19 protein-coding genes are annotated in these 20,767 nt (G+C 39.6%); 7 read left to right on the plus strand and 12 right to left on the minus strand.

The genetic code is table 11. The features are described 5' to 3' along the window. The first annotated feature begins 9 nt into the window (after window positions 1–9). Window positions 10–1,122 carry a glycosyltransferase family 4 protein gene (locus K7A41_RS12870; protein ID WP_265713996.1) on the plus strand — a complete coding sequence of 371 codons (1,113 nt, stop codon included), beginning with the start codon at window positions 10–12 and terminating at the stop codon, window positions 1,120–1,122. Here K7A41_RS12870 and K7A41_RS12875 read toward each other — a convergent pair. The 10 genes from K7A41_RS12875 to K7A41_RS12920 form a co-directional block, all read right to left on the minus strand. Further along, window positions 1,119–2,075 carry a glycosyl transferase family 90 gene (locus tag K7A41_RS12875; RefSeq protein ID WP_265713997.1) on the minus strand — a complete coding sequence of 319 codons (957 nt, stop codon included), beginning with the start codon at window positions 2,073–2,075 and terminating at the stop codon, window positions 1,119–1,121. The genes K7A41_RS12870 and K7A41_RS12875 overlap by 4 nt on opposite strands. Before the next feature lie 61 nt (window positions 2,076–2,136). Further along, the gene (locus K7A41_RS12880; RefSeq protein WP_265713998.1) at window positions 2,137–2,805 is read right to left on the minus strand and encodes a glycosyltransferase family 32 protein; all 669 of its coding nucleotides are present in this window, start codon (window positions 2,803–2,805) and stop codon (window positions 2,137–2,139) included. A 12-nt stretch (window positions 2,806–2,817) separates the two neighbouring features. Next, window positions 2,818–3,630 (minus strand): glycosyltransferase family 2 protein, encoded by an 813-nt coding sequence (locus K7A41_RS12885; RefSeq protein ID WP_322784023.1) that lies wholly within the window; start codon window positions 3,628–3,630, stop codon window positions 2,818–2,820. A gap of 25 nt (window positions 3,631–3,655) precedes the next feature. Beyond that, window positions 3,656–4,465, minus strand: coding sequence for a glycosyltransferase family 2 protein (locus K7A41_RS12890; RefSeq protein ID WP_265714000.1), 810 nt, complete (start codon window positions 4,463–4,465; stop codon window positions 3,656–3,658). Between the two features lie 56 nt (window positions 4,466–4,521). Next, entirely contained in the window at window positions 4,522–5,793 is a 1,272-nt protein-coding gene (locus K7A41_RS12895; protein ID WP_265714001.1) for a glycosyltransferase, read from the minus strand. Beyond that, the gene (locus tag K7A41_RS12900; protein WP_265714002.1) at window positions 5,777–7,036 is read right to left on the minus strand and encodes a glycosyltransferase family 4 protein; all 1,260 of its coding nucleotides are present in this window, start codon (window positions 7,034–7,036) and stop codon (window positions 5,777–5,779) included. Before K7A41_RS12900 ends, K7A41_RS12895 begins: the two co-directional genes overlap by 17 nt. A 169-nt stretch (window positions 7,037–7,205) precedes the next feature. Then, window positions 7,206–8,372, minus strand: coding sequence for a glycosyltransferase family 4 protein (locus tag K7A41_RS12905; protein WP_265714003.1), 1,167 nt, complete (start codon window positions 8,370–8,372; stop codon window positions 7,206–7,208). Next, the gene (locus K7A41_RS12910) at window positions 8,365–9,630 is read right to left on the minus strand and encodes a glycosyltransferase (RefSeq protein ID WP_265714004.1); all 1,266 of its coding nucleotides are present in this window, start codon (window positions 9,628–9,630) and stop codon (window positions 8,365–8,367) included. The genes K7A41_RS12905 and K7A41_RS12910 overlap by 8 nt, the downstream gene beginning before the upstream one ends. Then, a complete protein-coding gene (locus K7A41_RS12915) occupies window positions 9,627–10,682 on the minus strand; it encodes a glycosyltransferase family 2 protein (protein WP_265714005.1) in 1,056 nt (351 codons plus the stop codon). The genes K7A41_RS12910 and K7A41_RS12915 overlap by 4 nt, the downstream gene beginning before the upstream one ends. A 45-nt stretch (window positions 10,683–10,727) precedes the next feature. Further along, on the minus strand, window positions 10,728–11,957 hold the full coding sequence (locus K7A41_RS12920; protein WP_265714006.1) for a hypothetical protein: 1,230 nt from the start codon (window positions 11,955–11,957) through the stop codon (window positions 10,728–10,730). 394 nt (window positions 11,958–12,351) lie between these two features. Between K7A41_RS12920 and K7A41_RS12925 the strand changes: the two genes are divergently transcribed. From K7A41_RS12925 to K7A41_RS12940, 4 genes are all read left to right on the plus strand, one after another. Then, window positions 12,352–12,843: a SixA phosphatase family protein gene (locus K7A41_RS12925; RefSeq protein ID WP_265714007.1), complete on the plus strand. Its 492-nt coding sequence runs from the start codon at window positions 12,352–12,354 to the stop codon at window positions 12,841–12,843. 160 nt (window positions 12,844–13,003) lie between these two features. Beyond that, a complete protein-coding gene (locus tag K7A41_RS12930; RefSeq protein ID WP_265714008.1) occupies window positions 13,004–15,004 on the plus strand; it encodes a thioredoxin domain-containing protein in 2,001 nt (666 codons plus the stop codon). 38 nt (window positions 15,005–15,042) lie between these two features. Then, complete coding sequence (locus K7A41_RS12935) at window positions 15,043–15,540, plus strand: FKBP-type peptidyl-prolyl cis-trans isomerase (protein WP_028072097.1); 498 nt, start codon at window positions 15,043–15,045, stop codon at window positions 15,538–15,540. Between the two features lie 629 nt (window positions 15,541–16,169). Beyond that, on the plus strand, window positions 16,170–16,856 hold the full coding sequence (locus K7A41_RS12940; protein ID WP_265714009.1) for an SMUG2 DNA glycosylase family protein: 687 nt from the start codon (window positions 16,170–16,172) through the stop codon (window positions 16,854–16,856). Between the two features lie 8 nt (window positions 16,857–16,864). Here K7A41_RS12940 and mnmD read toward each other — a convergent pair whose 3' ends face one another. Beyond that, window positions 16,865–17,530, minus strand: coding sequence for a tRNA (5-methylaminomethyl-2-thiouridine)(34)-methyltransferase MnmD (mnmD, locus tag K7A41_RS12945; RefSeq protein WP_265714010.1), 666 nt, complete (start codon window positions 17,528–17,530; stop codon window positions 16,865–16,867). 249 nt (window positions 17,531–17,779) lie between these two features. Between mnmD and K7A41_RS12950 the strand changes: the two genes are divergently transcribed. Next, on the plus strand, window positions 17,780–19,051 hold the full coding sequence (locus K7A41_RS12950; RefSeq protein ID WP_265714011.1) for a dicarboxylate/amino acid:cation symporter: 1,272 nt from the start codon (window positions 17,780–17,782) through the stop codon (window positions 19,049–19,051). Window positions 19,052–19,056: 5 nt separating this feature from the next. On the opposite strand, the gene K7A41_RS12955 is transcribed toward K7A41_RS12950, so the two are convergent. After that, on the minus strand, window positions 19,057–20,016 hold the full coding sequence (locus K7A41_RS12955) for a lipid A deacylase LpxR family protein (protein ID WP_265714012.1): 960 nt from the start codon (window positions 20,014–20,016) through the stop codon (window positions 19,057–19,059). A gap of 331 nt (window positions 20,017–20,347) precedes the next feature. Between K7A41_RS12955 and K7A41_RS12960 the strand changes: the two genes are divergently transcribed. Further along, window positions 20,348–20,755, plus strand: coding sequence for a cytochrome c maturation protein CcmE (locus tag K7A41_RS12960; RefSeq protein WP_265714013.1), 408 nt, complete (start codon window positions 20,348–20,350; stop codon window positions 20,753–20,755). Window positions 20,756–20,767 lie beyond the last annotated feature (12 nt).

Genomic DNA, 20,767 nt, shown 5'->3' on the forward strand with positions numbered 1-20,767 from the left:
AAATCAGGCATGATAACAATTGGATTCGATGCTAAGAGATACTTTCTCAATCGGACTGGCTTAGGTAATTACAGCAGAGATCTTATTCGAATTTTGGAGTTATATTATCCAGAAAACAATTATCTGAAATACACTCCAAAATTAAGTTCAGACATCTTTGGAAAAGCTTATGATGATCACATCCGTATACCCAACACAACATTTGCTAAAGCATTTCCGGCTTTTTGGCGAAGTTGGGGAATAGCATCTGATTTGGTTAAGGACGGTGTAGACCTCTTTCATGGGCTCACTGGTGAAATACCGAATAGATTGGGTTCCACAGGTATTAAATCTGTTGTCACTATACATGATTTAATTTTTTTAAGATATCCCCAACTGTATAAACCTATTGATCGTTGGATATATAACAAAAAATTCCGTTTCGCTGTTAATAACGCTGACCGAATTATCGCAATAAGTGAACAAACCAAATCTGATATTATTAATTATTATTCTGTTCCAGAAGATAAAATTGATGTGATCTACCAAGGTTGTCATCCGGCTTTCAAAATACCAAAAAGTGAAATTGAAAGAGAATCATTAAGGCAACGATATCATTTGCCTAGCGAATTTTTACTAAGTGTCGGGTCGATTGAAAGGCGAAAGAATGTTTTGCAGATTGTAAAAGCCATCCATGACATTGATATCCCTTTACTAATAATTGGGAAGGAAACTCCGTATTTAGATGAAATCAAGAAATATATCATAGCAAACGGGCTCGAAAAGAAAATAATTATTAGAAAGGGCTTCACTGTGGAGGAACTATCAACAATTTATTCCATGGCTTCCATTTTTATTTATCCATCTATTTTTGAAGGCTTTGGGATCCCTATTATCGAAGCGCTTTATACTGGAACACCCGTAATTACTACAAATTCAGGTGTATTTCCGGAGGCTGCTGGCCCTTCATCTTATTATATTGATCCATCAGACGTGGACGACATAAATATGGCAATCAAAAATATCTTAAACAATCCAGAAAGAAGAACCGAGATGGTATCCCAGGGATATAATTACGTACAGAAATTCAACGATGAAAACATCGCAGTTAAGCTGATAAACTGCTATACGTCCTTACTTTAGCGTATTAACACTTGGCCAGTCAACCTAAAATATTTTTCTAGGACTTTAAGTGCGATTAAATCTTCTTGCTTAGTATTTTTGAAGGGCTTTATATATTCATTCGCGTTTTGCACTATTTTTTTTGCATCCTGCTCATGAGTAATAAAATAGTTTAACTTTTCCTCCAAATCCGAATAATCGTCTTTAATGCAAATAAAATGGTGATCTGGGATTAGACGTCCTTCCATAAACCAAGTTTCATATTTAGGCATGGGCATCACAGCGATAGAATTAGATGACATAATCCATTTTAAGTTTGTAGCAACGTCGTTTCCTTCAAGGGCTAAAACAAATTTATAGTGTAAATGATCGGAAATAGATAGATAGCCGGCATCTGAAGGTTTATTTGCTTTTTTAAGATTACACAAAGGATGGTCGTGGAATAAGGTATAGAAGCGAGCTCGATGCGGTTGTGTGAACCCACTTCTCCCGACAAGTATATTTATTTTTCTATCAAACGGAATATCATCGTGCACAAAATTGAAATGCCTAGATTTATCCAGTTTTAAAATGACTGAATTAGCATTATTTCCTGTGATTGGCCTACTTTTAACTATGGACGGAAATTCAGGTATATGTATAATATCACCTGGTAAAATACTGAATTTCATCCTAGGATTGAAAAATCTCAGATATTCTTTACTATCAAAATAATATACCCGTATACGCTCGGGAATACCATACTGGCCAATTTCAATAGCATCTTTGCCCACGGCCTGATAGTGTGCCAGTTTGTTATAATAATTCACTCTATCATTAATATACGAGGCATGCTCACAATAATATATGCTATTTAAACGCTTTCGCAGCGTGGCTCGTGGAATCGCGCTCGGTATCAACTCTCGAATGAGTGCCTTAATATAATAGTAAATCTTATTATTTCTATTTCGTAAAAATACGCGTTTCAGATTCATCGAAAAATACTTTACTTTTTAATAATAGGCAACAAAACAATCCCCATTAGAACATAAATTCTTAGTAATCGTTATCTGGCTTTATTACTGGTATACGTAGCTGTAACTTCTTCCAATGATTAGATCTATCTTTGTAAATCAGAAGTTTTCCCAATTTGTATTTAAACTTCATTAACCCTTTATAATCATCTTGTATACAGCGATATCTTACCGTTGGGTTTTCTTTGAGCACCTCGTTAATCGCACGCGTATAGACTGTTGGCCCCGTCATCGCGTGTACATCATGAGGAAAACGGTTTTGTTCAATATTGTCTACTATTAGCTCGAGTGTTCTTTTTAAAAACGGATGTCCTTTGTCGAAGATCAAAGCCCATTGAGCATACAAGCTTCGGTTAGTTTCGTGTGCTATTACTGCAACGTCATCTTCTTTTAAATAGTTATTAAGGGAAACCAGCAAATCGCTATCCAGATCCAAATATATACCGCCATAAATATAGAGAACCGCATATCTAAAAAAGTCAGCTTTTGCAGCCCCAATTTGAACACGTTGATAAGCCTTATTCAACCGCTCGTCGAAATGTTGCTTAAAAAACTCGCTTACGGCCTCATCATCGTAGAACATATATGAATAGTCCTGGTTCTTCTTTAAAAAGGACCGAATATATAATTTAGTAAGCCAAGGTACTTTATTATCCTTAAACGTCTGAAAAATATTCTTTGGAATCCCCATGATATCAATTAATTAAAGGAATCTAGAAAGTCCATCCTCGCAGAACTTCAATTTCTCCGATTTTGTCCTTTTTAATGAAAAGTCATTTTGCGGAAGGGCTTGACGAGATTCTTCTCTATGATAAAGATGATAACCGATTGCAGCAAACCTTACGAGCAGTCCCTTCAATCCATTATTGAAAAGACGCTCTACAAATTCACTATCCTCTCTTCCCCATCCTTCAAATCTGTTGTTAAATCCATTCACCGCACGCACATCGGCCATATAAAATGACATATTGCAAGATCTTACTTTACTTCTATTACTCGCAAGGTCCTTTAAGGTCAGCTTTGCAAACAAAAGATTACGAAATGCACTAACTCGCTTTTCAAATCTATATTGTTCAAATCCAGGATGTAACATACTAGGATATTTTAAACGGCTACTATCCGTCAGTAATCCCGAAGTTAGGGCCTGGTTGAGTAATATCCTTCCTCCTTGAATAAAATGACCAGGTTTAGCGAATTTCAAATGATCCTCAATAAAACGAGGCGTCATTAAAATATCACCATCTATTAGTATCACATATGGCGATTCAACTTTAGCCAATGCTTTATTTCGAATACGTGCGACGCGAAAACCAATATCCTCTTGCCAGACATGAACGATGGGAATCTTAGATATTGCTGCATAACGATCGATAACCAGCTTTGTTCTGTCATCGGATCCATCATCTGCTATAATAATTTGACATGGTGATATTGTCTGATTCAACGCAGACAATATTACCAGCTCCAACGCGTCAGGCCTATTATACGTAGTTATAATAATCGAAGTTTCCAACAAATAGCAATTATTGGTAAAAATACTGCTAACTAAGTGACTTCAGGTATTTATCAATACCATTATCACAATAGGTCAAATTTAATTGTTTTGTTCTTGCAAACAAACAATTATTATTCCCCAAATTCTCTTTTGCGTTAATTTTATGCCAGATATGGAATACGATACCACCAAACTTCAAAAAACGTTTTTTAACGTGTATATTTAAAAGCCGAGCTACAAACTCTTTATCCTCAGGCCCCCAACCTTTAAAATCTTCATTGTATCCGTTGACAGAGATAGCATCCTCTCTCCAATAGGCCATATTCGCACCATGAATCTCCCAACGTTCGTCACCTTTATTTTTATAATTAAATTCAAAATATTTCCATAAAAATGGTATTCTAAAGGCACTAAAAAAATTCGATACCCCCTTATCCAATCTATTGATCTCTGTATTTAGGGTTTTGATTTTCTTTTCGGATAGTTCTTGATTTAAATATATCCGGCTTGCTCTGACCACGGTCCCTTTCCTAGCAAATTTTCTATGATCTCGAATAAAATATGGGTGTAAAATTAGATCTCCATCAATCTGAACAATATATTCGGACGACGCCTTTGCTATTGCTTTATTTCTAATTTTTGCCAATTGGAATCCATCATCCTCGTGCCAAATATGAACAACAGGTATATTAAACCTACTTTTGTACTCTTCAATAACTCGTTCCGTTTCCTTTCCAGAGCCATCATCAGCAATAAGTATTTCATTAGGTAGATCCTTTTGCCGTAATACACTTTCCAAACATAATGTCAATGCTTCGGGCCAATTATAGGTAGATATTAATAAAGATATATTCATAGTGAGAATTCAACTCTCTTTTTTTGGATTGTAAAAAACAATAACGCGATATAGTCCTATTCCCACAAGTATTTTTTGTACTTTTTGCCTAATATGCGACTTTTCAGTTTTTTAAAACGTATTTTCAATTTTATAAAACCTATATTCTTGAGCTTTTCTAACTTCAATTTTAGTAGTTGGTTTTCGTTTCTTAGATCAGTCAATCTCATGTTAGTTTCGTCGGTTACTCTATTTTTTATATGCTGCCCAATCACATGGATTCTGTCTGCCATCGCCCTACCGATATAGGCATAACTATGGTAGTTTGAAATTTGTTCACGCGCCTTTGATTTAAGCCTGTCTATCTCGTCCCCGCCCTTGAAAGCTTTAGTCATTAGATACGCTGCATGATGAATATCAGGATCCGCCCATTTCATTCCTTTTTGAAAGGGGCCAATAGACTCCGTAATTTCATTTAATTCAAAATTGACCAAAAGTGAATTCGTATGGTTCATAAATTCCATATTACCAGAATAACCAGTTGCTATCACGAGCTTACCATACCCCATTGCTTCAGCCATCGTCAGACCAAAACCTTCAGAATGATGCAAAGAAATGTAACAATCAATTTGGTTTAACAGTAAGTGAACTTCATCTTGTTTTAATTTCTCCTCATAAAAAATAACTGAGCGATCGTCCCCAATCTCCTTTAATATCAGAGCTCTGTCTTCCTTAAACCTTTCATTTGGCAAAGTTTTCAAAAGCAATGTTGCATCTTTTGAGTTATGCCCAAAAGCGAGTTTAAAGGCCCTTATTAGTCCCACCACATTCTTTCTAAAAATTAGACTACTGATGTCAAAAATACTGGTAAACAAAAATGTATCACCTCTATCTTTCAAAAGTCTGACTCTTATTCCCTCCACTGCATTAGGTATAGTTAAAATGGGAACCGCATGCGGCATATTTAATACAGGGACCGGACTTTTTTTCGATATAACTGCCTGACAATAGGAGGAAGGGGTCCAGATCTCATCAAAATAATCAAAACAATTTTGATATTCATCGGGAAAATCGTCCGTTTCCCAAACCCAAAACGCGATGTTAAAACTCTTCTTAAAGGTCTCAATGCGATACCTGATAAAAAAATCATGCACCTCCTGAGGATATATTTGAAAAATATTAATTGAACGCGCATCAAAAATTGTATTCAATTCTAAGTTGGCCAGATCAAAGACATTGACTTTAAAGCCTTGGCTTTGTAGAGCCTTGACATTGTTTCTGGAAGCCTCACCTAAGCCAGAAAACGCGGTTATAAATCCAAAAAAATTAATGTCAAATTTGGGCTCCATTGTAAATTAAATCTATTGCACTATTAAACTTATTCGAGATCTTTTCCCAGCTGTAATTTTCTTTTACATATGCTTTCGCTTTGGTTCCTATCTGTTCTCTCTCCAAAGGCGTCATTGCCAGTGCCAGATCTAAAGAACAGCTAAATTCCTCAAAGTTTGTGAAGGTGAAACCAGCACCGCTCAACTCAACATGATTGCTCAGGACCTCGCAATTTCCATTAACAATCGCGATTTGTCCGATATCCATGGCTTCTAATGTGACCAAGGATAGACTCTCATTCAAAGATGGCATTATCAAGCCGACGCTACCTTGAAGCAAACCGTACTTTGTCTCCTCATCCACAAATCCTGTCGTTAAAATTTCCTTCTGTTTGTTTACTCCTATAAAATCCTTACCTACTAAAACCAGTTTTAAATCCTTATTCTTTTTACAATATTCAGTAAAAAAATGTATTAACTCGTTACAGTTTTTATCGGCCTCTATTCTTCCGATATAAACAAAATATTTACAATCGATAGCATAGCGATTCTTGATTTCGGAAACGGTTGCTGGAGCTATGTTCAACGACTTTATTCCAATCCCCGCAACATCGTTATGCGCTGCTATACGGTCAAACTTTGATGCTATCAGCTGTTTTTCAGCTAAAGAATTGTATAATATGTACTTAGGTATATGATAAAGGTCTTTATAAGGTTTGGTATACATTATTTCTTCGTCGTGTGCAGTGGGTATAAAAATACTTTTTTCACCGACAAGCTTCATGCCCACAACAGTAGGAAAATACAAATAAGTAAAAAAAATAAAAACATCAAAAGACAGCTTTTCTCTTTCAATAAAGGAGATCATTTCTGGACAATACGGTCCTTGATATTTAAGCCAGTCTTGCACTTCTCGGTCACTAGGTTCTCTGATATTAAATTTTCGATCAAGAAAATCCAGTATGCCGAATAGCCTCAATATTCCAAAATATTTCTTATTTCCAAACATAGCACGCCGGGCCTTACGTAAGCTCTTTTTGCTTGTCTGAATGGTTGGGAATCTCCTTACCGAAATCCCGTTAACGACATCTAAACCTGCCGAATAGTAGTTTTTCCAATCCTTGTAGTTGTTTGCCGTTGTTGTCAAAACTTCAATATCATAGCTTTCTGCCAACAGCTCAGCCAGCGATCTTGCGTGCAGCTCCGCTCCCCCGTTAACCTCCGTACCATACATTTGAACAACTACCGCTACTTTTTTTCTCATATTTAAATGCTGATCAGTGACTCCGGCTACCCTACGAGTTAAATAAACGTAGTTCGCCCGCAAAATGTTACATTTTTTAATCAAAAATTACTCCTCTAACCATCATTAGCAATTTATTGGTAACAAAAATATTACTATTTATAGAATATTACCAAAGAGCAACGTAATTTTACATCTCCTCCATCTCTAGGAATATTTTATCCAAAACTGCATGTTCTTTATCAACGGTGTAGAATGATTGATAAAAGTTCCACGCGTAGTCACATTGCGTTTCATAGAAAACCGCATCTTCCAAAAGCTTTCTGATATATTTTGCAAATTGAATAGCATCTTCGGCTACCAAGCAGCCATTATTCATCTTATTTATAAGACCATCGACTCCCCGACGATTAGTTACAACAGGCAATCCATAAGACAGCGATTCCAAAACTTTGATTTTTACGCCCGTACCGCTCAACATCGGGCAAATTGTCATCTTTGCCGAGGTATAAAAAGAAATAATGTCCTCAATCATACCATGTTTTGTCAATTGTGGATGATCCTGAATTTTGTCGCATATCTTCCCCACAACATCAATTTTACAGTTCGGAATAAGAGGTAAGACCTCGTTTATAAACCAATTCATACCACCTATATTATGCGAGTTATCACTGGCAACATAAAGAATACCTACGTTTTTTTCTAACTGCTGTTTCAATCTCTTAGCACCGTTAGATACAGGTAAAAGGGTAATTTTATTGTCTAAGAACTGCGAATAAATATATTGTTCCTCAATCGAGTAGGTCCAAATTTCATGATATAAAGAAAGTACATTCAACTCTTCTTCAAATGCAGCTCCAACCGCCAGATTTGAATTTTGTTTTTTGCGTTGTAATGTCATGAAATCATGCGTATCAATAATCGTATAAGCATCCAGTTGATGTAATTCACGGATCAAAGCCCCCCAAGTAGAATAACTAATAATAATAAAGTCATATGTTTTATCTTGTAAAAGAGACTGGATACGCTTGGCAATAATAGGGGTCAACAAATTGATTTGTGGCCTATGCATGCGTTGAAAAATCAATCTGGGTATTTTATCTTCGATTAAATATTTAATCCGGTTGCTTTTATTCGAATTAATGTCAACAATCTTTAAATTAATAAAAGGGTATGATTTATTAAACAATTCTACGGAGGCGTTGTCCCAGAAAAGGCAGGACAAAAAGTCTACCTCCAATAAAGCCTCGTGCTGTGCAAAATAGTTTAATAACTGCTTTGCGCGGGTTAAATTCCCGGCCTGGCTCCAGAATGGGTTGTCAGGCATAAAATATAATATGCGTTTCTTTTTAGTCATTCTTATTTATCGCATGTTTTTTCATTACCGCTTGGATGAGAGTTTTCCATCCGCTAACCATCCTAGCTAACGTGTAGTTTTTCATCCCCAAATGTGCTTGTCTTCCCAATTTTTGGCGCAGCGGCGCATCTTCCATTAGCTGCTTCAGGAAGCTTCTCATCTCATCTATGCTGTTGGCAAGAAAGCCGTTCTCACCATGTTTAATCAGCTCGTTTACGCCAGAACAGGAGGAAAATCCAATGCTGGGCAGCCCGCACGACATTGCTTCTCCCAAAGCTAAACCAAACCCCTCGTATTTGCTGGGAAAAATAAAAATATCCGCTTCATTCATTTTGCTTATTGGATCATCTGTAAATCCACGAAGAAAAATACGTGATGATAGCCCCAAATTCACAATTTGAGTATTCAAACGTACCAAATCTGCCCCTGTTCCCCAAAATTCCAGCTCCCATTGCGGAAACTTAGACGCCAAGTCTGCAAATATTTCGATAGCGAGATGTTGTTGTTTACAGTCAGAATCGAGCCTTCCTACATGGATAACCTTATATCTTTTTTTACTTTGATTGTGATTCACAACCTTATCCGATGGCACTTGTTGCACTGGATTTGGAATAACTTTGCATTCTCCGTGAAAAATAGATGGTAAAAACTGACGATAACTTTCGAACAAAATCTGAATTCCGTCCAATTGGCGAAAACTTTGAGTCAACAAATCGACTAAATAAGGCTTCCTTCCACCTAGACTATTGGTATAATCATAATCTGGACGGCCATTTACCGAGTTTATAATCGGCTTGGAGAGCTGATTATGGTAGGTGATTTCCAATAATGAAGCAATCGACATGGTAATAATGAGATCTGGGTCTAAACGATCAATATATCTTTTCCACAATATTGCTCGATTCCGTAAATTATATTGATACAATTTATCTTCTCCACCCATCCTTTGATTTAACTTACGATTGTACCATTTCGCATACTTTTTCCTCAATTTATATTTTACCCAAAGCAACGGGTTTCGCCCTTTGTAATTATAAATTGGAATTTCTTCTTTCTGTTCTAAGTTCGGATCAAAAATATTTGTTACCGTTACATTTTCGTGTAATGGAAAGACCGGAAAACCAATTGTACTTTCATTTGTAGCAATTTCGGCTTGATGTCCATCAGCACATAACATATTTGCCAATTCTGAACAGATTTTCTCCGTTCCTCCTATGCCATTGAGAAAGGAGGAATGCTGGACTAGCAGAACTTTCATATATCAGCGTATTTGTCCCTTATATTTTGACGCACTCTTCGTCTGATTTTTGCGATTGGGATAAATCTCACCCAGAACAATGCCCGTTTGAACCTTATGGGTCTTTCTTTGCTATAACGCTTATAAAAGGAATCGAAGTCATAGCGACTCTTAGCTTTCATGAAATATTTAAAAGGTATACTAAGTACTTTTTCATCCTCCTTCGTTAAATAAGGGGTCACATATTGTTCAATAAAGTCTTGTAGCAATTTAAAAAGGGCCTCCCGTTCGGTATCGGTAAATGACATTTTTATATAGCGCAGTTCGAACGGCTCATGTTCGACAAATAAGGCTAGATGACGTACCTTCGAGGCGAAAATATGATGCTCGCCGTAGAATGTCTTTAGTAAATCCAACCACTTAGGGATCTGTTTTAGAATCCGTCCGGTTTCGTAATTTATCCGGATATGATTTTGATTTTCATGTTTTCTGTAATTGTATACAGCATTACGGTTAAATCCTATTTTATCCGTGATTATAAAAAGCCGATGCGAAAAAAGCCCATCCTCACACGGTTGGATTCCCGCTGGAAAACGGATGTCTGGATGGGCGTCTAACAAGGACTTTTTTATAAGCAGCCCACAGGTCGGCACAGCCGTTAACTTTTTAGCCCGATTACAGTAGGCCTCTCCAACAACCACTATATCCAGCTCTTCTTGTAATGCCACTTGAATAGAGCTGGACAAAAATTCTGTGCCTAAACTGTCGTCCGAATCCAGGAAATAAACATATTTACCTTCTGCGTGATCTAAGCCTTTATTCCTAGCAACCGATACGCCGGAATTTTCTTGCTCAAGAAAGAAAATTCTCGAATCTAAAGATGCATATTTTTGACAAATCTCAGCCGAAGAATCCGTACTGCCATCATTCACTAGAATAATTTCAAAATTCTGCAACTGTTGATCAAGGACACTTTGTACCGTCTCATCCAAGAATTTTTCAACATTGTAGACAGGGATGATAACCGAAACAGCCGGCCCATTGTACTCGTTATGATTAAAACTTTCCTCCATTGACTCTTAATATACAAAAATAGTCAGATACATTTTATCTCAATATCAATTTAGGGACTTTTCGATTCTGTCCTTGTCCAATGTAAACTCACGGTAACGGAATTCTCCAGATTTATTTCCGATCATGGCCCCCATCTTAATCAAACGGTCTGTGCTTCCCATTGGAAAAATTGAACTCCGATACGCATTATTCTTTAAAAGAGGTTTTGGGAATACCTTAAAATTCAAACCATCTTTAGAATAGGCGATATATAATAATTCAGAAGTGTATTTTCTAACGTCACCTATAGCAACACACAGAAAGTAATAACCGTCTTTAAAGCTCGCTTGAATATGCCATGGCGAATTATTCAAGTCTTGCTTGAGCCATGGTCTGTTCAAGAAATTAACTACTCTACTCGCCCTATAGTTCGTAAAATTAAAACCATCAGTTGAGGTTCTACAAACAACAATGGAAGGGTGCTTAGCTTTATTCTTTTTTGCCCCAAGATTCAATTCGATTTCATAGCTTAAAAATTGGCTTCCATCGTGAATAAATGACGGAGACAACAAATGATTATCTTTGGGTGTACAGGGTGGATTACTTGTTAACACAATATTCAAATTAGACCATCTGATACCATCTTTGGAAGTCTGTTGAACAATAGTCCGATGCGCATTCTGCTTCAATCGATCAAAATTAGTATTATCGAGTACACATTTGCCTTTTAATGATTGTGCAGTGATAAAGCTTCCTCTATAATAAAGATAAAACTGGTTATTGACGAATAGCCAGTCAACATCAGACCAAAATCCTTGAATAGGATCCACCTTGTTTTCTCTAAAGCTTTCTGAAGGAAATGGCGTGTTAATGATTGGATTAGTTAAACCTTGCGGATTTATCCATTCAATGCCATTATTTGATACTACAATAGTCGGATTCTCAAATTTTTTTGAATTTTGCGTGGTTCCTACAGTTCCAAAATAAGGAGTGAACACCATCCAATATTTATAGCCATTGAACGTGTTTGGGAAATACAATACGTCTGGATGGCAATAACTTGAATGTACGCCCGAAATATCCAATAAGTCAGCTGTATTTTTCAGACCTTTAAAATTGGCATCAGCCGTAGTATGAATGTTTACGATACCTTCATCCCCATCAAACGCAACCGAATCAATGGGATCAACAGTCCAAATAGGCATCTCAACTTCCTGAGCAGAAAACTCCTGTGTACGGCTACAAGCCATAAAAATTATACTCCCACACAGAAGTATCAACAAATTACGAATCATAAGTAAATTCTAAACGTTAAATAAAGAAAAATGCTACTTATACGGTGGTATAAAATAGGAATTATGCGAAAATAAAAAATACATCTAAATTTCTTCTGTAAAGATGTTTTTATCATGATAAAAACATCTTTACGTGGGTTGTTGAATTTTAACAAGTTGCCTAACAATCCTGCTGTATACTTAACGATCATATGACGTCAATTTTCCAATAGAGGCCCGACATCTTCCCCCTGCGAATGAGTAGAAATAGCGTAAACTCCAGCATTTCATATATTTTAAAAAACATCATAGGCTGTGAGTTGTATTTATAGGTAATTGAGAAGTCATGTCCACGGCGCACACAATGAAATTCGCGTACGAGACGTTAAATATTATAAGAATCAAAAATTTTATTATGGACAACAGCAAAAAACTCTATATTATCCGACACGCCAAAGCCGAAACCATTCCCGGAATCGGCGACTTTGATCGCGCGCTGACATCCGAAGGAATACAACATGCTAAACAAGTAGCTGCCAAACTCGCTACCAAGGTGACCTTGGACGACAACTGTGTTGTCATCAGCTCTCCCGCTAACAGAGCATTACAAACGACCCGCATCTTTCTCGATGTACTCGGTAGCCCTTCATTCGACATTCAGATCGAAGAGTCCATTTATGAATGCACCTACAAACATCTATTGTCCGTAATCAACACTATTCCTGATCATATCAACAATGTACTACTGATAGGACACAACCCAACGCTGACTGATTTAGTTGAATATCTAACCCGAAAAGCCGCATATTTACGGACCTCATCATACGCAGAAATCAAACTTGATACTGGCTTCACATTTCAGATGCTTAGCGGTAATTGCGCAGATTTAGTACAAATAGTTGATTAATATTCAGTATTAAGATTTATAATTAAACATTGTTTTATTATAAAGGAATTACCCAAATAATCAGTGTTAACTTAATACTGAAAAACACCTTAATAAAACACCCTATCAAATTAAATAGATTTAAGCCTCCATTATGGAGGCTTTTCACTAACTTCGTCTTATGGCGAATCAACTCCAGTTTGAAAATTCCCCTTACCTTAAGCAGCACGCACACAATCCGGTGGATTGGATGCCTTGGGGAGCGGAAGCCCTGAAAAAGGCAAAAGATGAAAATAAACTTATCATAGTCAGCATCGGCTACTCTGCTTGCCACTGGTGTCATGTGATGGAACGTGAGAGTTTTGAAAATACGGCCATCGCCCAGACCATGAATACTTTTTTTGTGCCGATCAAAATAGACCGCGAAGAAAGACCTGATATCGATCAGGTATATATGCTCGCGGTACAGCTGATGACCAACGCCGGCGGATGGCCACTCAATTGCATCTGCCTGCCCGATGGCCGGCCGATATACGGTGGCACCTATTTTAAACCGCATGACTGGCAAAACATCCTGCTGCAGATTGCGCAGATGTGGGAAGAGAAACCTGAGGTTGCGCTCGATTATGCAAACAAACTGGAAAACGGTATCCAAAGGGCAGAGAAACTACCCATTCAACCTATCCCCGATCAATACACTGAGACGGACCTTGACGACATCGTGAAGCCATGGGTGCAAACCTTTGATAAAAAAGAAGGCGGGTATAAAAGAGCTCCGAAATTTCCCCTGCCCAACAATTGGTCCTTCTTTTTAAAATATGCTTCACTAACCGACGATCAGTCTATTTTGGACCACGTCCATTTCACCTTAAAAAAAATGGGCTCTGGCGGCATCTACGACCAGATTGGCGGAGGCTTTGCCCGCTATTCCGTAGATCATTACTGGCATATCCCCCATTTCGAAAAGATGCTTTACGACAATGGACAGCTACTGTCCTTGTATGCCGAAGCTTATCAGCAAAACAAGGATCCATTCTATAAGAGAATCATGGAGGAAACCATAGCTTGGGCCGAACGCGAAATGCTTGCACCCAACCATGGTTTTTACAGCGCATTAGATGCTGATAGCGAGGGTGTGGAGGGAAAATACTATTCATTTTCAAAAGCAGAGTTTGACGACGTACTAGGAGAAGATGCCCCCCTGTTTTGTCAATATTTCAATATTACCGAAGAGGGTAACTGGGTGGAAGAAGAAATCAATGTACCGATATGCGCCATTAATGCAGACCAACTTGCCGCTAAGGTCAAGATGTCAGGTGACGAATGGGCAGAGTTTCTTAAAAAATCGAAGAAAAAATTATTTGATTACCGCGAACAGCGCGTACGACCCGGACTTGACCATAAGCAATTGACCACCTGGAATGCGCTAATGTTAAAAGGGCTGGTAGACGCCTACCGTACCTTGGACAACAACCGCTTTCTAGACCTCGCTCTCCATAATGCAACGTTTATCTGTACTGAGCTCATCCAAGATGATCATACCATATTACATCAGCCGAAAGACGAGAATCGTGCGATAAACGGATTCCTGGACGACTATGCGTTCACGATAGAATCTTTCATTGCGCTCTATGAGGCCACATTTGATCAGCAATGGTTCCACATTGCCCGAGAGCTGGCGGATAAAGCAATCGACCTCTTTTTTGATGGTAAACAAAAAACATTTTATTATACATCTTCAGAAGCCGAAGAACTTATAGCCCGCAAAAGCGAGATTATGGATAATGTCATCCCCTCATCCTCTTCGACCATGGTACGTCAACTCAAGCGCCTTGGGCTCCTTTTTGATGACGAGAATTATACGGCGATAGCGGATCAGCTGTTGGCCAATGTGTTTCCACAAATCAAAACTTATGGCTCGGCCTATTCAAATTGGGCAATATTATTGCTAGAAGAAATATATGGGATTAATGAAATCGCATTGACCGGTGAGCGAGCGGAGCTATTTCGTAAGGAACTGGATCAGCATTACATCCCCAATAAACTTGTGTTAGGCGGTACGGAAGAAAACCTTCCACTGCTGGAAAATAGAATCGGAAAGGAGACAAAAGCATATCTTTGCAAAAATAAGACCTGCAGTCTTCCGCAGGATTCCATAAATGCATTAATAAATCATATTTAATAAACGGTGGTCTCCGGACGACCAAAAATCAGAATCAGATGGCTATAAAAGCAAACGACGTCGTAGCATTGACGTACAGACTTCACACAGTAGAAAATGGTGAAAAGGTTTTTGTTGAAGAAACAACTGCAGAACAACCTTTGGACTTCTTATATGGTGTAGGTATGATGTTACCTAAATTTGAAGAAAACATCGCAGATTTAAACGTTGGTGATAAAATCTCCTTTGAATTGGCTCCAGAAGATGCATACGGTCAAAAAGACGACAGAGCATATGCGCAGCTTCCAGTAGATATGTTTAAAGAGACAGGTTTACCTCCAGTAGGTGAAGTTTTACCTCTACAGGACAACCAAGGAAATCAATTCCGTGCTGTCGTTGCAGAAGTAACTCCGGAAGTTGTAGTTGCAGACTTAAACCACCCCATGGCAGGCAAAACGTTAAACTTCGATATCGAAATCTTAACGGTACGTCCCGCTACTGAGGAAGAATTATCCCATGGACATTCCCATGGAGCAGACGGTACGCAAGGTCACTAATAAGGCCTTGTATCTGGATAAAGAAGGACGTTGCATGACGTCCTTCTTTATTTCCAATCGCTAATTCACTCTATCCGATGTTCGCCTTTGATTTCGGACAAAAGGAACCCAATCGCTAACTAGGATATTTTAGAACACCTACATGCTATTCAACAACACAAAATCAACAGGAAATCCATGTTATACCGACAATTATATTCGATTATAAGCAGCTCAAATAATCTGTCATGACTATAGCATCCACTATCTAGTCCGTGTACGGTAGACTATTCAGTCACGGTGCAAAGATAGTTCTGGTCATCCTCTGGGCTCATTCGTCCCTATAGCAGAATAAGAGCGTCCCGTTACAGCTGTGCTACCGCCTTCTATCCGAGTCTGACTCGGACCCAACACGGACTCAACACGGACTCATGTCGTTCTCACTACGGCTAATTGCTGTCTATGATATGAAGATATAATACATCTGACTTCCCTCCTGACTGAATTTACTATATTCAGCCAACTGATACAATTTTTTGATTAAGGTTTATTAAAGCTCACTAACCGCATAATTACAAGCTTTACAATTTCCTCGGGCAGGATTCTTGATTCCCATCTAAAAGCCTTATATTGCCTATAAAGGATACACTATGACATTTGGCGAAAAAGTAATTTCATTTAACAAACAGCTCCATTATAAAGGGGATCTTCCTCCAGATTTTAATGTCATCAATCCCTATCTGGACAATCCGGAAACGTTAATCGTGATGGAGCAATTTTACAAAAAATACTATAACGACACGGTTAAGCGTAAATTTATCATCGGCATTAACCCCAGCAGACACGGCGCAGGCGTAACTGGGGTACCTTTCACCGATACCAAAAGGCTCTATAGTTCCTGTGGCATAAAAATGCACTCAGCGCATACCCACGAAGTGTCGTCTGTATTCATGTACGATATGATTGAGGCCTATGGCGGTCCCGAAGTATTCTACAAGCAATTTTACATCAATTCCCCCTTCCCGCTGGCGATCGTCAGACATACCCAAGCGGACAATTGGATCAACGCGAATTACTACGACGATAGAAAACTCTTTGAAATGGTAAAGCCTTTTATGCAGGCCTCCTTACAACAACATATTCAAATGGGACTGGAAACCGATGAAGTATTTGTGCTGGGCAAAAAAAACGCTTCCTTTCTAGCAAAGATCAACCAGGAACAAAAACTGTTTGGCAAAATGACTATTTTGGATCATCCGCGCTATATCCAACAATATAAATCAAAGGACAAGCAACTATATATTGACAATTATATTCAACGATTAAGTGGATTGTAAATGTATCGTCACATCTTGGTAGCGCGCAGCATTTCTCTCTTTCCCGGTGCACCAGGCGCTTTCTCAATCTTAAAACCCAACGATTTCATGCTGCGTTTAAGGTTGCCTGTGATGGCATAAGTAACAAAAACTCCTCCAGACCTGACAAACTGTGCCACATGTCCTAAGGCAGCATCGTTCCACATCTCAGGCTGGTGAACAGCCGCGAAAGCATCGAAATAAACCACATCAAATTGACGGTCCGACTGAAAATCCATCAATAGACTGTGCGCGATATGCAATTGCAATCCCGCATTCAGCTGTATAGGTCCCTCCAATGCTTTTTCGTACCCCTCAAGATAAGCGGACCACAGTCCTGAATCCACACTTTCATCGTAACCCGTTGCCGCAATAGTGGCCAAGGGCAAAGGGAAGCCCTCAATACCAACATAATCTACTTGCAAAGGTTTGTCAAGAATATACTCCCCTGTCTGCAGCAAGTTTAACCCTGTTCCAAATCCGACTTCTAAAACGGCGATATCCGCTGCTCCGGTCTGCTGAACATAATGTTCTAGCCCCATCTTCACAAATACATGTCTGCTCTCTTGCACTGCGCCATGTCTGGAGTGATAGCATTCTCCTATCGCCGCATTATACAAGGTCTTCGAACCATCTCCTGTCGTTACAAAATCCATCTTATTCTCCTTTTAATTTGCTGTTCGCTCATCTGGCTTACATCGCCCTGAGGGGCGCAGGGCACGTGAACAGCCGAGTAAACGTGTAAAGGTAAGTATTTCTGGAAGTCTGTAAAAATCCGAAAGTCGGACGCATAGCAGGTTTGTGCCGGTATTGGCAGTATATAGGCACAAATATTAAATGAAAAAGAGTATTTTAGCAGGCAAAACGACTAAACAATCGCAAACCTAATGAACCGAAGCGAGCTTATGGAAAAGAAAAATAGGGAGATGAAATACGCAGCAAAAACTTTCCTGCACAACTATGGCAGTATTTTATTTCTGCTGTTTGGTATCAGTCTTGGCAGTGTGATCGGTATCTTTTTTCCTCATGCAGTAGATAGTCTTAAGCCAATCGGGGATATCTTCCTCAACCTACTCTTTGTCAGCGTCATACCGCTGGTATTCTTCGCCATAGCAGGATCTGTTGCCAATATCGAGGGTGACCGGGTTCTGGGCCGCATCATTGGCACGATGGCTGCCGTATTTATCGTGGGCATTGTCATCGCCGGAGTCGCAAGCATTATTTTTCTCTATCTTTTTCCGCTTAGCACAGAGCTGCCGGTCGAACAGAGCAAGGAAATTTTCGATACGGCAAAGGATGATTCCTGGGGTGAAAAGATAGTGCGCTTCCTCACCGTGAGTGAATTTTCCAGCCTGTTGTCGCGACAGAATATGCTGGCATTTGTTATATTCTCTTTTCTTGTCGGCATCGCAACACGTCAATCTGCGGCAGCCGGAGATCTTTTCAAAAAGTTTATCAATTCGGGAAATGCGGTCATGGGCAATCTGCTCGTCATGGTCATGAGACTCGCGCCTATCGGGCTCGGTGCGTATTTTGCCTACCAGGTCGGTACACTGGGACCACAGCTCTTCGGTTTTTACGCCAAGCCGATCGGGCTCTATTACATCTTTGGCCTTCTGTATTTTTTTACGGTATTCAGCCTATTTGCTTTTTTCGCCTATGGTATCAGGGGCGTCAAGCTTTACTGGAAGAATAATATTCTCCCTTCGCTGACGTCATTGAGCAGCTGCAGCAGCCTGGCAACCATGCCGGCCAACCTGCTTGCCGCTAAAAGTATCGGCATTCCCGATACGGTCGCCAGTGTGGTAATTCCACTGGGGACTACCTTACATAAACATGGCTCGGCAATTTCCTGTATCTTTAAGATCTATGTGGCGCTGCTGCTCAGCGGGCAGGAATTTTTCAGTTCCACCAATCTGATTATGGCAGTGGGCATCACACTGCTGGTCAGCATCGTTGCCGGCGGCATTCCGAATGGCGGCTATATCGGTGAAATGCTGATCATATCGGTATACCAGATGCCGACGGAAGTAATACCCTCGATTATGATCATTGCCACACTCGTCGATCCATTAGCAACAATGCTCAATGCTACGGGGGATACAGTGGCCGCCATGCTGACAACCCGACTAACAGGACAAAAGCTCTTACCGCCTCAAGCTACCTCAGCTGAATGACAGGCTCAGAAACGGTAGGCAAAAAACAGTTCGCCGTATTGGTGTCTGTGAAAGACGCCTTCCAGCTCCTTAGAATTAAAAATATAGTTGATACCATAATTGATCTTATGGTCTGACCAATGAAAGCCGACCCGGTGGCTGATCATCCAAGGTTCCACCTGATACAGTCTGCCGACAGGATCATCTTTGCCCAGGCCGCCCCGGATGGTCGAATTATAAAAAATCCGCGCAAGGCTGGGCTGGTAAACAAAATACCATTCCTTCTCTCCGGCCTGCCGGGCCTGTGTCAGATGACCATAGGTGAAGGTGGAAGCCTGATAGGGCTTCAGCTTACCAACCCGTACCGGCAGTCCGGCCTGAATATTCGTATTGTTCATCCCAAGCACGGCCTGTGTTTTTACCCCCAGATCAAAGGACTGTGCGCGATTGCGGTAAAGCCCTTTCAAATATTTTGCATGCAGATCGACACCAAATGAATTGCTAAGCTGTGTATCCCAGCCTGTTGCCTCATACATACCAAATAGATGATGGATAAACCGCTGCGCCTCTTCGCCGTAGGAGCGCTGTCCGATCTGCCCGACCTCCACTTTTCCCTCTATCAGCTGATCAGCAGATAAAAAGCGTGTTGCGCCACCGCTTAAATATAAATATCCCGCAAAAGGCCGGTCATAGTCCTTCGGCTGCCGGCGGTAATCGAGGATGCTGATGCCATTGTAAATTCGCTGCCCGATCTCAAAGTCCAGCACGGTATTAGACTGCGGCTGCGGTCCGGCCGATGGCAAAGCTATCCGGTAATTGACATTGATGCCATTGGTGTAATAACGGTCCTGTCCGATCAACAAATAAACGTCATTGTCGTTCTGAACGGAGACTTCCTGATTGCGCCATCTTACCTGCCCAAAAACAAAAAAAAATGGAAATACAATTCCATACCATAGCAGTAAAGACCGCAAAGCAACATTCATATTAACAGGCAATTGTAAAATTCATGCAATATCGCCAGCACCAAAATATTAAATCTCCATTGAAATTATTCAAAAGCATTCTAATATCGCATATTTTTTCAACTCTGCCAATCTATTTAGAACAAATATAAATAATACCGAAAAGTTGCATTATTCCTTTCTTCGCAAATCTATTCGTAATTTTGCATTCGGTTAAGTGTCTGTTAGGGCCAATCTTCTCCTGTTTGGACGGTCGGGCTCTCTTAGGCACAATATCGCCGCTGAACAGATCAGGTCTTGTGATTGGTTCACCCGGGTAAAGAAATTGATACATTATAAATAATTTAAACGAATGAAAAAAAGTTCGATCATTCTAATCGCTATCATTGCTGTGGCCATCGCCATGATACTTGTGATCTATACCGATTCAAGTACATACTCCACATTTACCGAGGCAAAAGAAAAGAAAACAGAACTATATGTTGTGGGCCAGCTCAACAAGGAGAAGGCGCTTCATTATGATCCAAAGACGGACGCCAATAAATTTACATTTTTTATGTATGACAACGAGGGTACCGAGTGTGAAGTGGTGTTCAGGGGAGCCAAACCTCAGGATATTGAGCGTTCGGAGCAGATCGTTCTGACGGGTAAAATGGACGGCAACGTTTTTAGAGCCAGCAAAATACTGATGAAATGCCCATCTAAATATAACGATAAATCGGTGGTCACCGAGATCAATGCAACGGCTTTCAATAATTAATTCGTAAAATCA

This window comes from Sphingobacterium sp. InxBP1 (assembly GCF_026191775.1).
Classification (GTDB): domain Bacteria; phylum Bacteroidota; class Bacteroidia; order Sphingobacteriales; family Sphingobacteriaceae; genus Sphingobacterium; species Sphingobacterium thalpophilum.

Bases quoted from the DNA above. Each gene is read 5' to 3' on its own strand.
- K7A41_RS12870 (WP_265713996.1), top strand. From the start codon at position 10: ATGATAACAATTGGATTCGATGCTAAGAGATACTTTCTCAATCGGACT.
- K7A41_RS12875 (WP_265713997.1), bottom strand. From the start codon at position 2,075: ATGAATCTGAAACGCGTATTTTTACGAAATAGAAATAATAAGATTTAC.
- K7A41_RS12880 (WP_265713998.1), bottom strand. From the start codon at position 2,805: ATGGGGATTCCAAAGAATATTTTTCAGACGTTTAAGGATAATAAAGTA.
- K7A41_RS12890 (WP_265714000.1), bottom strand. From the start codon at position 4,465: ATGAATATATCTTTATTAATATCTACCTATAATTGGCCCGAAGCATTG.
- K7A41_RS12895 (WP_265714001.1), bottom strand. From the start codon at position 5,793: ATGGAGCCCAAATTTGACATTAATTTTTTTGGATTTATAACCGCGTTT.
- K7A41_RS12900 (WP_265714002.1), bottom strand. From the start codon at position 7,036: ATGAGAAAAAAAGTAGCGGTAGTTGTTCAAATGTATGGTACGGAGGTT.
- K7A41_RS12905 (WP_265714003.1), bottom strand. From the start codon at position 8,372: ATGACTAAAAAGAAACGCATATTATATTTTATGCCTGACAACCCATTC.
- K7A41_RS12910 (WP_265714004.1), bottom strand. From the start codon at position 9,630: ATGAAAGTTCTGCTAGTCCAGCATTCCTCCTTTCTCAATGGCATAGGA.
- K7A41_RS12915 (WP_265714005.1), bottom strand. From the start codon at position 10,682: ATGGAGGAAAGTTTTAATCATAACGAGTACAATGGGCCGGCTGTTTCG.
- K7A41_RS12920 (WP_265714006.1), bottom strand. From the start codon at position 11,957: ATGATTCGTAATTTGTTGATACTTCTGTGTGGGAGTATAATTTTTATG.
- K7A41_RS12925 (WP_265714007.1), top strand. From the start codon at position 12,352: ATGGACAACAGCAAAAAACTCTATATTATCCGACACGCCAAAGCCGAA.
- K7A41_RS12930 (WP_265714008.1), top strand. From the start codon at position 13,004: ATGGCGAATCAACTCCAGTTTGAAAATTCCCCTTACCTTAAGCAGCAC.
- K7A41_RS12935 (WP_028072097.1), top strand. From the start codon at position 15,043: ATGGCTATAAAAGCAAACGACGTCGTAGCATTGACGTACAGACTTCAC.
- K7A41_RS12940 (WP_265714009.1), top strand. From the start codon at position 16,170: ATGACATTTGGCGAAAAAGTAATTTCATTTAACAAACAGCTCCATTAT.
- mnmD (WP_265714010.1), bottom strand. From the start codon at position 17,530: ATGGATTTTGTAACGACAGGAGATGGTTCGAAGACCTTGTATAATGCG.
- K7A41_RS12950 (WP_265714011.1), top strand. From the start codon at position 17,780: ATGGAAAAGAAAAATAGGGAGATGAAATACGCAGCAAAAACTTTCCTG.
- K7A41_RS12955 (WP_265714012.1), bottom strand. From the start codon at position 20,016: ATGAATGTTGCTTTGCGGTCTTTACTGCTATGGTATGGAATTGTATTT.
- K7A41_RS12960 (WP_265714013.1), top strand. From the start codon at position 20,348: ATGAAAAAAAGTTCGATCATTCTAATCGCTATCATTGCTGTGGCCATC.